Source organism: Flavobacterium sp. (assembly GCF_031409475.1).
Taxonomy (GTDB): Bacteria; Bacteroidota; Bacteroidia; order Flavobacteriales; family Flavobacteriaceae; genus Flavobacterium.
In genome coordinates, this window is the sequence record NZ_JANNXH010000043.1 from 49,158 (window position 1) to 64,538 (window position 15,381).

Below are 15,381 nucleotides of genomic sequence, written 5' to 3' on the forward strand. Positions count from 1 at the left end.
CATATTTTTAACGCAGAATATTTAATTTTGATTTTAAAAAATATAACTTTACACACTATTAAATAAAAACAGGAGTTATACAATAATAAGTATTTGTTTTTGGTTTAAACAATAGGCTTATTGTTACAATTAATGATGAAAGCAATATCGAATTTTTTTTTAATTTTAACGATATTCCTACTTGGAGTTTCAAGTGCCTATGCTGGGCACCATCCACCACCGCCTAACAATGGCAAAAAACCACCACCGCCTCCAGGATTATCTATAGAAGTAGATGTTTATTTGATATTAATTTTAGCAATTATTTTAGGTATTTATATAATTTACAGGTATCAATTAAAGACAAAAACTCCAATCTAGATTGGAGTTTTTGTCTTTAATTGATTAAAGGGTTTTATTTATTAGAATGTAATTTAGAAACATATTTTCCTATTACATCAAATTCAAGGTTTACAATTGTACCTATTTCAAAGGTATTGAAATTTGTGTTTTCAAAAGTATAAGGAATAATAGCTACGCTAAATTGATCTGTTTTGGAATCAACCACCGTTAAACTAACTCCATTTACCGTAATAGAACCTTTTTCAATAGTTATGTTTTTATGACTTGTGTCGTATTCAAAAGTGTAGAGCCAACTCCCGTTTTTATCTTGAATCGAAACACACTTACCAGTTTGATCAATATGGCCTTGTACAATATGACCGTCAAGTCTATCGCCTAATTTCATTCCTCTCTCAAGATTAACCTTTTCGCCGGACTTCCAAAAAGATATGTTTGTCTTGTTTATGGTTTCGCTAATAGCTGTGACTGTGTATCGATTTTTATCTTTATTTACAACCGTTAAACAAATCCCATTATGCGACACGCTCTGATCAATTTTAAGTTCTTCGGTAATAGAAGAAGCTATTGTGATGTGGACATTGTCTTTATCTTTTTTGATTTCTATAATTTCGCCAAGTGTTTCTATAATTCCTGTAAACATTTCTTGTTTTATTTTACTAAATTTGCATTCAAAATTAGCAATAAATATCGTCAGGTCATGATAAAAAAGGCAGAAAATATTATCGTTGGAATTTCGATAGGAGATTTAAACGGTATTGGTAGCGAAGTGGTTTTAAAAACATTCGAAGATTCGCGAATGTTAGAACTTTGTACGCCAGTAATTTTTGCAAATGTTAAAATGCTTTCTCAAGTTAAAAAGACCTTTGAGTCTACATCAGCTCTTCATGGCATTGAACGATTAGATCAGGTTGTTTTAGGGAAAATAAATGTTTTGAATGTTTGGCACGAAATCATCGAAATTAATTTTGGAATAAATGACGAAAAAGCTGGAAAATATGCTATAAAATCATTTATTGCAGCAACAAAGGCATTGAAAGAAAATCAAATTGATGTTCTGGTTACGGCACCAATTAACAAAAATAACATCCAATCGGAGGAGTTTAAATTCCCAGGACACACGGATTATTTGAATCAGGAATTAGAAGGAAATGCATTAATGTTTATGGTTCAAGACAATCTAAGAGTGGGTTTATTGACAGATCACATTCCATTAAGTGAAGTGGCTTCAAATCTTACAGAAGACTTAATCTTAAGAAAAATCGAAACAGTAAAACAATCATTAATTCAGGATTTTAGTATTAATAAACCAAAAATTGCTGTTCTAGGTCTAAATCCACATTGTGGAGACGGAGGAGTTATAGGTACAGAGGATGACACAATATTAAAGCCAATATTAAAAAAAATATTTGACAAAGGAACTTTAGTATTTGGTCCTTTTTCTGCCGACGGTTTTTTTGGAAGCAATCAATATGAAAAATACGACGCCATTATTGCAACCTATCATGATCAAGGATTAATCCCTTTTAAAACCTTATCTTTCGGTAATGGAGTAAATTACACTGCAGGGTTAAATAAAATTAGGACTTCGCCAGATCATGGTACCGCTTATGATATTGCCGGAAAGGGAATTGCGGATTTTAATTCATTTAAAGAGGCCGTTTATCTAGCAATTGACATCTATCATTCTAGAAAATTATACGAAGAAATCAGTCAAAAACCTCTGAAAATAAAAGAAAAACAGATATAATCAAAAAAAGGCAAATAAGATTATTAAATTTATAATAATTTCATATCTTTGCACTCCCGTAATAAGGGCAAATTGTTGTTGAAATGAGCAAGACAAATAAATATTTAATCCCTTTTTCAGGGTTAAAATTAGGAAAACATCATTTTGAATATCAAATAAGTAATGCGTTCTTTGAGAACTTGGATTATCATGAATTTCAAAATTCAGATATAAAAGTTAATGTTATTTTAGAAAAAAAAAGTACCCTTTTAGAACTAAGTTTCAAACATAAAGGTACTATTAACGTTCCGTGTGATCTTACAAGTGAAGATTTTGATTTGCCTTTAAAAAGCAAAATGAAGTTGATAGTAAGTTTTGGAGATGAATATAATAACGACAATGAAGAGTTATTAATTTTGCCGCACGGAGAGTTTGAGATAGATATCGCACAATATATTTATGAAATGATTGTGCTATCGGTTCCATTAAGAAGAGTGCATCCAGGAATTAAAGACGGAAGTTTAGATACAGAATCTTTAAGAAAATTGAATGAATTATCATTAAAGGAAATAAAAACAGAACATAATAAAGAACAAGAAAATATTGACCCACGTTGGGACAAATTAAAGCAACTATTAACGGATAAATAATATAGTAAAATGGCGCATCCAAAGAGAAAAATCTCCAAAACAAGAAGAGATAAAAGAAGAACACATTATAAAGCTACAGTAGCACAAATCGCTACTTGTCCTATCACAGGAGAAGCACATTTATACCACAGAGCATACTGGCATGAAGGTAAAATGTATTATAGAGGGCAAGTTGTTATAGATAAATCTGTAGCGGTTGCATAATGCATTTATGTAAACAACAAAAAAACTCTCACCTAGTGAGAGTTTTTTTGTTGTTTATAATATTCGCTAAATAAGAAATTTTAAAACTATTGTTTTAGATTTTTTTTTGTAATTTTCAAGACTTTTAAAAATTTTTCAAATGCATTCATTTGAAAAAAAATAATAGAATATAATGAATAAAATTACCGCTGCTATTACCGCTGTTGGAGCTTATGTACCTGATTTTGTACTTACAAACAAAATTCTAGAAACAATGGTAGATACAAACGATGAGTGGATCATTACTCGTACAGGAATAAAAGAAAGACGAATTCTTAAGGATGACACAAAAGGAACTTCTTATTTAGCTATTCGAGCTGCGCAAGATTTAATAAAAAAAGCAAATATTGACCCTTTAGATATAGATTTGATACTAATGGCGACTGCTACTGCAGACATGCCTGTTGCTTCAACAGCTGCATATGTGGCTACAAATATTGGTGCTACAAACGCTTTTGGATATGACTTACAAGCCGCTTGTTCTAGTTTTTTATTCGGAATGTCAACTGCAGCTGCTTATATTGAATCTGGACGATATAAAAAAGTATTATTAATTGGTGCCGATAAAATGTCATCTATTGTAGATTATAAAGACAGAGCAACTTGTATTATTTTTGGTGATGGAGCTGGAGCTGTTTTATTCGAACCCAATTATGAGGGATTAGGCTTGCAAGATGAATATTTGCGGACAGATGGCGAAGGAAGAGACTTTCTTAAAATTCATGCCGGCGGATCTCTTTATCCAACCTCAATAGAAACTATAAACGATAATCTTCATAATATAGTCCAAGAAGGAAAAACTGTTTTTAAATTCGCAGTAACTAATATGGCCGATGCATGTGAATTAATCATGAAACGAAATAATTTGACCAATCAAGAAGTTACATGGTTAGTGCCACACCAAGCAAACAAACGAATAATTGATGCTACAGCCAGTAGGATGAATCTAGAAGACTCAAAAGTATTAATGAATATTGAACGTTATGGAAACACAACATCAGCAACATTACCTCTAGTTCTAAGTGACTTCGAGCACTTATTTAAAAAAGGAGATACAATTATATTTGCCGCTTTTGGTGGAGGATTCTCTTGGGGATCAATATATCTAAAATGGGCATACGACAAACAATAAATTTAAACTAAAAACAAATAATTATGGATTTAAAAGAGATTCAAAACCTAATCAAATTTGTAGCAAATTCAGGAGTTGCGGAAGTTAAATTAGAGATGGATGATGTAAAAATCACAATTAGAACGACCCTTGAAGGTCATTCGTCTGATGTAACTTATGTACAACAAATGCCAGCTCAAAACGCAATTCCGCAAGCAGTAGTTCCTCAACAAATTGCACCGGCAGTTTCAATTCCAACAGCTCCAGTTGAAGAAAACGCTCATTATATTACAATAAAATCTCCAATTATTGGAACTTTCTATAGAAAACCATCTCCAGACAAGCCATTGTTTACTGAAGTTGGAAACACTATTTCAAAAGGTGATGTTTTATGTGTAATCGAAGCAATGAAATTATTTAATGAAATTGAGTCTGAAGTCTCTGGGAAAATTATTAAAATTTTAGTTGACGATATGTCTCCAGTAGAATACGATCAACCATTATTCTTAGTAGATCCTTCTTAATCAATTAAAAATCATTAATTAAAAATTAAAAATTCTGCAACAGTCCTTTTAATTTTTAATTCAAAATTTTTAATTTTTAATTCAAAAAAAGATGTTCAAAAAAATATTAATTGCAAATAGAGGCGAAATTGCACTTCGAGTAATTCGGACTTGTCGTGAAATGGGCATCAAAACTGTAGCGGTTTATTCAACTGCTGATGCCGAAAGTTTACATGTGAAATTTGCTGATGAGGCCGTTTGCATTGGTCCACCACCAAGTAATTTGTCCTATTTGAAAATGTCAAATATTATTGCCGCTGCAGAAATTACAAATGCAGATGCAATACATCCTGGATATGGTTTTCTTTCAGAAAATTCTAAATTTTCAAAAATCTGTCAAGAACATGGTATAAAATTTATTGGTGCTTCACCAGAAATGATTGATAGAATGGGTGATAAAGCTTCGGCAAAAGCCACAATGAAAGCAGCAGGAGTGCCATGTGTTCCTGGTTCTGAAGGAATTTTAGAGTCTTTTGAAGAAGCGCAAACTATCGCAAAAAAATTCGGCTATCCTGTCATGTTAAAAGCAACTGCTGGTGGTGGAGGAAAAGGAATGCGTGCCGTTTGGAAGGAAGACGAATTATTAAAAGCATGGGAAGATGCCCGTCAAGAATCAGCTGCAGCGTTTGGAAACGACGGAATGTATCTTGAAAAACTAATCGAAGAACCAAGACATATTGAAATACAAGTTGTAGGCGATTCTTACGGAAAAGCTTGTCATTTGTCAGAAAGAGATTGTTCAGTACAAAGACGTCATCAAAAATTAACCGAAGAAACGCCTTCGCCATTTATGACCGATGATTTACGTCAAAAAATGGGAGAAGCAGCAGTAAAAGCAGCTGAATTTATTAAATATGAAGGAGCAGGAACAGTAGAATTCTTGGTTGACAAACACCGGAATTTCTATTTTATGGAAATGAACACCCGTATTCAAGTGGAGCATCCTATTACAGAACAAGTAATTGATTATGATTTAATACGAGAACAAATTATGGTTGCTGCCGGGATTAAAATTTCGGGTAAAAATTATTTGCCACAATTACACGCTATAGAATGTCGTATCAATGCTGAAGATCCTTATAATGAATTTCGACCATCTCCAGGAAAAATAACGACACTTCACATGCCTGGAGGACACGGAGTGCGATTAGATACTCACGTTTATTCTGGCTATACGATTCCACCAAATTACGATTCTATGATTGCAAAATTGATAACAACTGCTCAAACTCGACAAGAAGCTATCAGCAAAATGAGGCGAGCACTTGACGAATTTGTCATAGAAGGAATAAAAACTACGATACCTTTTCACAGACAATTAATGGATGATCCTCGCTATATCTCGGGAGATTATACCACCGCTTTTATGGATACTTTTAAAATGAATGATCCAGAATAAAACTTAAAACCACTCAATTTTTTGAGTGGTTTTTTATGATATACCTAAAAAAGCTTCCACAATATTGTGGAAGCTTTTTAGTTTAAATCTAGAAAAGATTATTGTTTAATAAATCGTTTTGTTGTAGTTGTTCCATTGTCAGAAATCTCTAAAATATAGTTTCCTGAATTAATTTTTAAAACTGAAACGGTACCATTTTCCACTTTGCCTTTAGCGATTTCTTGCCCAAGTAAATTGATAACTCTGTAAGTTGCATTTTCAGAAACCGAAGTTATATTTACGATTGAAGTTGTTGGATTTGGGTATAATTTAATTTCAGAAACAATAGATTTACTGGTTTCATTTTCTTTTGCAGCTGAAACAATTGTTACAGTATAATCTTCAACTTGACCTCTAGTAAATACTTCGCACGAAGTCGCAGTTCCATTATATTTTAATGAAACTCTCATTCTTGTAGCGCCAAGTAAAGCTGCTGCAGGAATTGTTATTGTCCCAGAAACGGGAGTTGTTTTTGATTTACTTCTAGTAAATACCGTTTCTCCAGAATCAGTAAAATCGCCATCTTGATTGTAGTCAATAAACACAGCGTATCCTTCATTAAAAGTACCACCAGACCAAGACGGAGTAATCGTTATTGTGTTAGCCGTACTTCTTGTCATGTTTGTTGATTGCGCTGTAAAATTTTCATAACCAGCAGTTCCAGTTGACACATTGTTGATTGTTCCAAAAACAACCCTTCCAATTCTTTCATTGGCAGTACTATTTCCTTGTGAAGTGCAATAACTAACTGTGTTTACAAGCGTTGTAACATTTACAGTATTGCTAGCAGTTGAATTATTTCCAGCAGCATCTTTTGCTTGAACATAAAAACTATAAGCTGTTGAAGCAGTAAGTCCAGTTACGGCATAAGTTGTAGTAGCTGTAGTGGCTTTGAAAACACCATTTTGATAAACATCATAACCCGTAACCGCAACATCGTCTGTTGATGCAACCCAAGATAAATTGGTAGTATTTGAAGTTGTTCCAGCAGCAACTAAACTTGTTGGAGCAGTCGGAGCAGTTGTGTCAGGAGTTAAAGTGGTAACATTTACGGGATTACTTGCTGGCGAAACGTTTCCTGCAGCATCTTTAGTTATTACATAAAAACTATAAGCAGTTGAAGCTGTTAATCCTGTAGCTGCAAAAGTTGTTGCAGCTGTTGATGCTCTAAAAACACCATCTTGGTAAACATCATATCCAGAAACTCCAATATTATCAGTTGCGCCAGACCAAGATAAATTAGTCGCGGTTGATGTTGTGCCAGAAGCTGTTAATGCTGCAGCCGTTGGAGCCGTTGTATCTGGAGCAGAATTTGTAATGATAAAATTAGCATTAGAGATATCAAAGAAAACATGATTTGTTCCTTTAACCATAATTCTGTTGGTAGTTCCAGCAGAATTTGGAATGGTAACCGCTTGCGTTCCATCATTTGGGGTTGCAGCTAAAATTGTAGACCAAGAATTTCCACCATCAGTTGAAATTAACACATCTACATTAGCGCAATTCACATTATTTGCAGTTGTTCCAGCGACATTCCAGGTTATAGTTTGTGAGCTATTTCCGGCATAAGTTACAGCCGTATTTGGCGAACTTACAGAAAAAGGTCCAGCAGTTGCGTTAACAGTTATAATTGCATCATCACTATTATTTGCTGGTCCACCAGCATGATTATCACGAACGGTAAATCTAAAATTTAATGTTCTAGCTACCGAAGATAAAGCTTCTACAGTGATTTCGGTTCCAGCAGTAGTTGTTGCACCTGTTAAAACAGATTGAATTCTAGGAAAATATCTTACGGGTGAAGTAGAAACATCATAAGTTCTAAAATTTACACCAGTAGTTTTAGTTGCACTTGGAGCAGCAGTTGTGGTTTGTGCATCCATTTCTTCCCAGATATAAGTAAGCGCATCGCCATTTGCATCTGTTGCAACTCCTGTTAACATAAACGGAGTGCTTTTTGGAATAGTATAATCTAAACCTGCACTTGCTGTTGGAACGGAGTTTCCTGTGGCTGTGTTTACAGAACACGTTTTTGTTTTAATATTATTAGTTATTTGTTGAATACTTACAGCATGAAATAATGCATCGGAATGCGGTTGAACATCAAAATTTGTAATACCAGCATATCCCATAATTGTTGAGCCACTTCCTGGTTCCATTTGTACTCCAGTTCCTTCGTTTCCTCCGTGTGTCCATGTATGATTTCCACCAAATTGATGACCCAGTTCGTGTATTACATAATCAATATCAAAATTGTCTCCCGATGGAATCCCATCAAGAGGAGAAGTATAGCCACTTCCTTTGTTCTTATCCGTCGTACTTACGGTATCGTCTACGCAAACACAACCTATGCAACCAGCATTTCCACCACCACCAGTAGCGCCAAATAAGTGTCCGATATCATAATTTGCATTACCTATAACCGAAGTTAAATTATTTTGTAATTCTAAATTCCAATTACCAATACTTGTTGCGGGAGAATAAGGATCAGTCGCTGCATTGGTATAAATCAAAACATCATTATTTGCAATAAGATTCATGTGAATGCCACAATCAATTTCGAAAATTCCGTTCACACGCGTCATGGTATTGTTCATTGCTGCTAATGCTAAAGCTTTAGTTCCGCCAAAATAAGTTGTATATTCTGCAGTAACGGATAGGGCTAATCTAAATGTTCTTAAAAGGCCATCATCAGCATTTGGGCGTAATAATGCGCCATTTATTTTTAAATCTTTTTTAGCATCTTCAATAACAGTACATTCAAATTTTGACAAAGAAGCTGCTTTATCTGATTTTTTATAAACAGCATACGTTTTCAAATCCTTAGTATACGGCTCAATAAAAACTGCAGATCGGTCCGCATTTATAGTCATGGTTTGTAACCCTAAAGGAGAAACGCTGAAATAAATTGAGGATGTAGGGTTTTCAATTCCTTTACCGATATAAGATCTAATTTCGGTATATTTTGCCGCTAAGGCAGGATCCATATTTGAGGTTCTAAAAACCTGAAAATTTTCTAATATTCCATCAGCATTTGGAAAAGAAACAATCACTCCCGATTTACCTGAAGATGCAGTTCGTTTTGGAGAAGCCGTAAGGGCAACCTTTAAATTTGTAAAATCCAAATCGTATAATTTTGGATTTAAAAGTTGTTTTTTATTTTCTGAAATAGCAGTTCTATCCTTACTAACAGATGCTTTCCAGAAGTTTCCACTTTGAGCAAAAGTATAGCTCGATATAGCAATCACAGCAAATAAAAGTAGTTTTGTTTTCATAATTTTTTTCGGTTAGTTACATTTATAATACCAAATATATGTGTATTTTTATCAAAAAACTAAACTCAAATATATATTTATCAACACTTTGAATTCTTTTAACGACTGAATCGATGAAATGCACAAACTTGATTTTCTTACAATAAGTTATTATTTATAAAAAAATTCAAATGGAATTAAGCTATTGGGAACTTAAAAATTGGTTTACAAATATTGATTACACTATTGTAGGAAGCGGAATAGTAGGTCTTCATTGCGCTTTGCGTTTGCGAGAACGATTTCCGGACTGTAAAATTTTAGTGCTGGAAAAAGGAATATTGCCACAAGGCGCAAGTACAAAAAACGCAGGTTTTGCCTGTTTTGGAAGCCTGTCTGAAATTATTGATGATTTAAAAACACATACTGAAGAGGACGTTATTCAACTCATTCAAAAACGAACCAAAGGTCTGCAATTACTACGAAATCGTCTTGGAGATACCACTATAGATTACAAACCGTTTGGCGGATATGAGTTGTTTTTAAAATCGGATGAAAATTTCTATAACGAATGTTTGGGGAAATTATCATTTATAAACGAAATTCTGCGTCCACTTTTTAAAACGGATGTTTTTGCAAAAGAAGTAGATCGTTTTAGTTTCAAAGACATTCACGAATACCTGATTTTTAATCCATTTGAAGCCCAAATTGATACCGGAAATATGATGCAAGCTTTGTTAAAACAAGCGATTTCCGAAAATATTTTAATCTTAAATCAACAAACAGTAACTTCGTATTTAGACAACGAAAAGCAAGTTCAGGTTGCCTTGGGAGATTTTAGTTTTACAACAAAAAAACTATTGTTTGCAACCAATGGATTTGCAAGTGATTTAACATCAGGTCAAGTAAAACCTGCTCGTGCGCAAGTAGTAATTACAGAACCAATCGCTAATTTAAACATAAACGGAACGTTTCATTTAGACAAAGGGTATTATTATTTTAGAAATATTGGCGACCGAATATTATTAGGCGGCGGAAGAAATCTAGATTTTGATACCGAAAACACCACCGAATTTGGACAAACAGAAATCGTACAAAATAAATTGGAACAATTATTAAAAGAAGTAATTTTACCAAACCATGATTTTAAAATCGAGCACCGCTGGAGCGGAATTATGGGTTTAGGCAACAGTAAGAATCCTATCGTTTCGCAACTATCAGAAAACATTTATTGTGGTGTGAGATTAGGAGGAATGGGAGTTGCAATAGGAAGTTTAATAGGTCAAGAATTAGCAGATTTAATATAATGGCAACAAAAATAACAGCAAAAAAACAGAAACCAACAGTAAAAAAACAATCTGGAAGTTTTATGAGTAAACTAAAACGGTTTTTATTCAAAGCGGCACTTTGGTTCTTTGGAGGTTCCATTTTCTTAGTACTACTTTTCAAATTTGTGCCAGTGCCATTCACTCCTTTGATGGTAATACGGGTTATAGAAAATAAACTAGACGGAAAAGAAGCCTACTTGAATCACGATTGGGTTCCAATTGAGGATATTTCTAACAATTTACAAAAAGCAGTGGTTGCCAGTGAAGACGGAACTTTTCTTAAACACAACGGTTTTGATTTTGATGCCATGCAAAAAGCGTTTAAAAATAATGAGCGTGGACGAAGAATAAAAGGAGGAAGCACCATATCGCAACAAACCGCAAAAAATGTATTTCTCTGGCATGGACGAAGCTATTTGCGCAAAGGGTTGGAAGCTTATTTCACCGTTTTGATTGAATTTATTTGGGGCAAAGAGCGCATTATGGAAGTCTATTTGAATAGCATAGAAATGGGCGACGGAATTTATGGCGCTCAAGCTGCAACAGAATATTGGTACAGAAAAGGAGCGTCAAGTCTTACTCCAATTCAAGCTGCAGGAATTGCCGCAATATTGCCAAATCCTAGAAAATACAAGGCAACAAGTTCCTCGTCCTACATTAATAATAGGAAAACCAAAATTATGCGCGTCATGCGACAAGTTGGCAAAATTAATTATTAGCCTGAATTAGATTATTAAATTGTTGATTAATAAAAATTTAATTTGACAAACGATTATCCAGCAAGGTCTTTTTTTATCTTGTAGGTTTGTTAATATACCTACAAGGTCAAAAAAGACCTTGTAGGATTTTCACCAACTTTTTCACTAGTTTACCTATGACAAAAAATCAAGAAGTCTCGAGTATGAATTTGAAGTAAAATATCTTATAAATTAAAATTCACACCCAAAACTAGGTTTCTTCCTATGTTTGGAATATCATCGGTTTTTAGACGGGAAAGATGCGCAATATATTTTACATCAAACAAATTATTTCCGTTTAGATTGACATCAAAAACTATTTTTCCGAGCTTTATTTTTCCTCCAAAACCAAGATTTGTCAATGTGTAACCATTTGATTTTGTTTCAAAACTGCTCACATTATTTTGATTAAAAGTGCTAGAAACATTCAGTGAAGCAAAACCATCTTCGAGCCAATTTTTTATTTTAAATTCAGTTCTAATAGTGTTACTCCAATTATTTGCTGGAATTAAAGGCAAATAATCGCTCCCGAAACTTAGGGACTGCTTCTGACCCGTTACGGTTTCAAAACTAGTTTCATAATGCAACCAATCCAGCGGATGTGGGTGAAAATGCAATCCAATTTCTCCGCCATATAATTTAGCTTCGTCCTGGATGTAATCAAAAACATCGTTTCCGTCAATCACAGCACCTGTTGGAGAAGTATAAATGTAATTGTTCACATGATTGTAAAAACCATTTACAAAAAATTCAAAATGACTGTTTTTGTATTCTAAATTTAAGTCGGTTTGAAAGTTTTGCTCCGTTTTCAAATTGCTATTTCCTATTTCATAACGATTTGTACCTTCATGAACACCGTTCGAAGTTAATTCAGCGAGGTTTGGTGCCCGAAATCCAGAAGCAAGATTCAATCGAAAAGTAAAATCGTCTGTCAAATTAGTTTTGTAACCCAACGACGCATTAAAACTGTCGAATGATTTATCAATGGCTTCAAACGAACCGTCTTCGCCTGAAATCCCTTGAGCTGTAGTTGTAATTTTCCGATTATCAAAACGCAAACCTGCCTGAATGACATTCGTTTTCCATTCGTGAATTGCAGTTCCAAAAACCCCAAAATCAGTAGTTGTTGCATCCGGAATCAAATATTCTTCCCCCGAATTTTTATTTGTTTGATTCATTCCTTGAACTCCAATAATCGATTCTGTTTTTCCAAATTTGGGCAAATGGTATTTCGCATCATAATTAAATGTTTTCAATTTCATGTGCAAAACCGCTACATCACTATCTTCAAACTCGCTTCTATCATTTGAAATATATCCCAAATCAACATCAAGTTTTGAGTTTTTTAGATAAAAAACTGAATTCAAACTCAATAAATGATTGAAAACTCCTTGTTTAGGGAAAACGGTTTCCTTGCTTGTGGTTTGCTCTGTAATACCTTCTTCTGGAATTCCTAAATCTAATTTATTGTAATTGTATCTCACAACGCTTGAGAATTTTGCATTACTATAGCCAATTCCAGTTTTGAAATCGGTTTCGTTATACCGCGTGTTAGTTACTCGATCGCCATCAGCAATTTTGTAATCAGAATGGGCGCTGTAACTTCCTCTGGTTAAAAATCTCCAATTTTCGGTAGAAGTTTTCAGCCCTAAAGTCGAATTTGAACCTATTGTATTGGTAAAATATTTTTGGCTAAAATTAGCTTTAAAAGTATTCACATCTGCAAATTTTTCGGGGTTAAAATACAAAACGCCGCCCAATGCATCAGAGCCATAAAGCAATGAAGCTGGACCTTTTATAACTTCGACACTTTCTATGCCCGAATCATTTAAACCTAAACCATGTTCATCGCCAAATTGCTGATTTTCTATTCGAACGCCTTGTGAATAAACCAGAACACGATTGCCACTCAAACCACGAATCACAGGTTTGCCAATAGAAGTTCCAGTAGAAATTTGAGAAACACCAGGAATTGTTGCCAATCCTTCGATTAAAGTTGCGGTTCCTTTTTGTTGCAACTCTTTAATACTCGAGTGTTCTACTTTCATCACGTTTTGTGATTGCAATTTATTAAATGCGGTCGATACAATGATTTCATCCATTTCAAAAATGGTTTCTTCAAGAATAAGGTCTAATGTGTTTTCTTTTTGTTGAAGCTTTATGGTTTTATTCTGAGTCGCAAACCCAACAAAAATAAAAGTCAGTCTCGCATTTCCGTTAGGAAGATTGTTTAAGGTATATTTTCCGTTTTGGTCTGTTGTTGTTCCTTTGTGTAATTCTGGAGCAGTAATTGAAACGCCTGATATAGGTTGATTTTTTGCGTCTGTGATTGTTCCTGAAACGGTATTTTGTGCTTGCAACATAGCTGTAAACCCTATGAATAGGGCAATTATAATTTTTTTCATTTGTAATTATTTATTGTTAAATACTAGACACAATTAAAATTCGTGTCATTACATCGTCCGTTCACTTTCGATCGAACGTGTCTTTACGACAAAACTATTTAAGCAATAAAACTTGGTGGAGCACGAAGCGCAAAAAGGCTTCCTTTAAAATAAGAAGTGATTTCTCTAGATTTGAAAAAAGAATATCCAGAAAAGTGATTTATTTTTTTGAATTTAAAGTGGGAAATGTCCGAAGAAATAAAACTGCCAAATGTAAAATTACAAACAAAACAGGTATCAAAATTATGATGTTGATGCGTTATTTCTTGACTAGAATTGGATTTGTGAGAACATTTTTTTTCGGAAAATTGCTTTGAAAAATGCTCATAACTGTGTACGGTTTGAAACAGCATCGAGAACAATACTGCAAACATTAAGAAAGTATTTAGTAAAGCAAATTTCTTTTTCATTGAATGCAAATATAGTAATAGCAACGAAGAAATCCGTTTTACTTTAACATTTATTAAAGCAAAACGGATTTTTATGTTTTTATAAATTTGGTTTAAACCAACTGATTTGCCACTAAATATTCAGCAATTTGAATGGTATTTGTCGCAGCGCCTTTTCGTAAATTATCTGCTACAATCCACATATTTAATGTGTTGGGTTGGCTTTCGTCACGACGAATTCTCCCCACAAAAACAGCATCTTTTCCTTGTGCATACATTGGCATCGGATACGTATAAGTGTCATTGTTGTCTTGAACTACAACGCCATCGGTATGATGCAGTATATTTCTAACTTCATTTACATCAAAATCATTAGTGAATTCTACATTAACGGCTTCGCTATGTCCGCCAACAATAGGCACACGAACAGCAGTTGCTGTCACGGCAATGGTTTTGTCGTCAAGAATTTTTTGGGTTTCTCGAACGAGTTTCATCTCTTCTTTGGTATAACCGTTTTCTTCAAAACTATCACATTGTGGAATTGCATTTCTATGAATTGGATATTTGTAAGCCATATCACCTTGAATTCCAGCATATTCATTTTCTAATTGCTGCACCGCTTTTACACCTGTTCCAGTGATGGATTGATACGTAGAAACAATTACACGTTTGATGTTGTATTTTTTATGCAAAGGCGCCAAAACCAAAACCATTTGTATCGTAGAACAGTTTGGATTTGCAATAATTTTATCTTCTTTTGTCAATTCCGAAGCATTGATTTCTGGAACAATTAATTTTTTTGTAGGATCCATTCTCCAAGCCGAAGAATTGTCAATAACGGTTGTGCCAGCTGCAGCAAATTTTGGTGCCCATTCTAGCGAAGTGTCTCCACCAGCAGAAAATACAGCAATATCTGCTTTCATGTCAACAGCAGTTTGCATGCCAACAACGGGATATTTCTTGCCGTTATATTCAATTTGTTTTCCCACTGATTTTTCAGAAGCAACAGGAATTAATTCTGTTACAGGAAAATTTCTTTCTGCCAAAACTTTCAACATTACTTCGCCAACCATTCCGGTTGCGCCTACAACTGCTATTCTCATCGTATATTTTTATTATTACTTCGTCCGTTCTCTTTTCAGTCTCGGGTGAATATTAA

Annotated in this window: 14 protein-coding genes; 9 read left to right on the forward strand and 5 right to left on the reverse strand. The window is 34.1% G+C overall.

The window, feature by feature from the left end; all coding sequences use genetic code 11:
- Positions 1-132 precede the first annotated feature (132 nt).
- Entirely contained in the window at positions 133-360 is a 228-nt protein-coding gene (locus tag RMO53_RS07970) for a hypothetical protein (protein ID WP_310379474.1), read from the forward strand.
- Positions 361-394: 34 nt separating this feature from the next.
- On the opposite strand, the gene RMO53_RS07975 is transcribed toward RMO53_RS07970, so the two are convergent.
- A complete protein-coding gene (locus RMO53_RS07975) occupies positions 395-982 on the reverse strand; it encodes a riboflavin synthase (protein ID WP_310379475.1) in 588 nt (195 codons plus the stop codon).
- A 57-nt stretch (positions 983-1,039) separates the two neighbouring features.
- Here RMO53_RS07975 and pdxA point away from each other — a divergent pair, with 57 nt between their 5' ends.
- From pdxA to accC, 6 genes are all read left to right on the forward strand, one after another.
- Positions 1,040-2,089 carry a 4-hydroxythreonine-4-phosphate dehydrogenase PdxA gene (gene pdxA, locus RMO53_RS07980; RefSeq protein WP_310379477.1) on the forward strand — a complete coding sequence of 350 codons (1,050 nt, stop codon included), beginning with the start codon at positions 1,040-1,042 and terminating at the stop codon, positions 2,087-2,089.
- Between the two features lie 83 nt (positions 2,090-2,172).
- Entirely contained in the window at positions 2,173-2,718 is a 546-nt protein-coding gene (locus RMO53_RS07985; RefSeq protein ID WP_310379478.1) for a DUF177 domain-containing protein, read from the forward strand.
- A 9-nt stretch (positions 2,719-2,727) separates the two neighbouring features.
- Entirely contained in the window at positions 2,728-2,922 is a 195-nt protein-coding gene (gene rpmF / locus RMO53_RS07990; RefSeq protein ID WP_007137315.1) for a 50S ribosomal protein L32, read from the forward strand.
- A gap of 172 nt (positions 2,923-3,094) precedes the next feature.
- Positions 3,095-4,093, forward strand: a complete 999-nt coding sequence (locus RMO53_RS07995; RefSeq protein WP_310379480.1) for a beta-ketoacyl-ACP synthase III — start codon at positions 3,095-3,097, stop codon at positions 4,091-4,093.
- A gap of 23 nt (positions 4,094-4,116) precedes the next feature.
- A complete protein-coding gene (accB, locus tag RMO53_RS08000) occupies positions 4,117-4,596 on the forward strand; it encodes an acetyl-CoA carboxylase biotin carboxyl carrier protein (protein ID WP_310379481.1) in 480 nt (159 codons plus the stop codon).
- Positions 4,597-4,687: 91 nt separating this feature from the next.
- On the forward strand, positions 4,688-6,034 hold the full coding sequence (accC, locus tag RMO53_RS08005) for an acetyl-CoA carboxylase biotin carboxylase subunit (protein ID WP_310379483.1): 1,347 nt from the start codon (positions 4,688-4,690) through the stop codon (positions 6,032-6,034).
- A 98-nt stretch (positions 6,035-6,132) separates the two neighbouring features.
- Here the strand turns inward: accC and RMO53_RS08010 are convergent, their stop codons facing one another.
- Positions 6,133-9,348, reverse strand: a complete 3,216-nt coding sequence (locus tag RMO53_RS08010; protein WP_310379485.1) for a reprolysin-like metallopeptidase — start codon at positions 9,346-9,348, stop codon at positions 6,133-6,135.
- A gap of 170 nt (positions 9,349-9,518) precedes the next feature.
- Here RMO53_RS08010 and RMO53_RS08015 point away from each other — a divergent pair, with 170 nt between their 5' ends.
- Together RMO53_RS08015 and mtgA are read left to right on the forward strand one after the other, a co-directional pair.
- A complete protein-coding gene (locus RMO53_RS08015; protein WP_310379486.1) occupies positions 9,519-10,631 on the forward strand; it encodes an FAD-dependent oxidoreductase in 1,113 nt (370 codons plus the stop codon).
- Positions 10,631-11,371, forward strand: coding sequence for a monofunctional biosynthetic peptidoglycan transglycosylase (gene mtgA / locus RMO53_RS08020; protein WP_310379488.1), 741 nt, complete (start codon positions 10,631-10,633; stop codon positions 11,369-11,371). The genes RMO53_RS08015 and mtgA overlap by 1 nt, the downstream gene beginning before the upstream one ends.
- A 203-nt stretch (positions 11,372-11,574) precedes the next feature.
- On the opposite strand, the gene RMO53_RS08025 is transcribed toward mtgA, so the two are convergent.
- From RMO53_RS08025 to RMO53_RS08035, 3 genes are all read right to left on the reverse strand, one after another.
- A complete protein-coding gene (locus RMO53_RS08025) occupies positions 11,575-13,794 on the reverse strand; it encodes a TonB-dependent receptor domain-containing protein (RefSeq protein WP_310379490.1) in 2,220 nt (739 codons plus the stop codon).
- A 98-nt stretch (positions 13,795-13,892) separates the two neighbouring features.
- On the reverse strand, positions 13,893-14,243 hold the full coding sequence (locus RMO53_RS08030; protein WP_310379492.1) for a hypothetical protein: 351 nt from the start codon (positions 14,241-14,243) through the stop codon (positions 13,893-13,895).
- 92 nt (positions 14,244-14,335) lie between these two features.
- Entirely contained in the window at positions 14,336-15,325 is a 990-nt protein-coding gene (locus RMO53_RS08035; protein WP_310379494.1) for an aspartate-semialdehyde dehydrogenase, read from the reverse strand.
- Between the last annotated feature and the right edge of the window lie 56 nt (positions 15,326-15,381).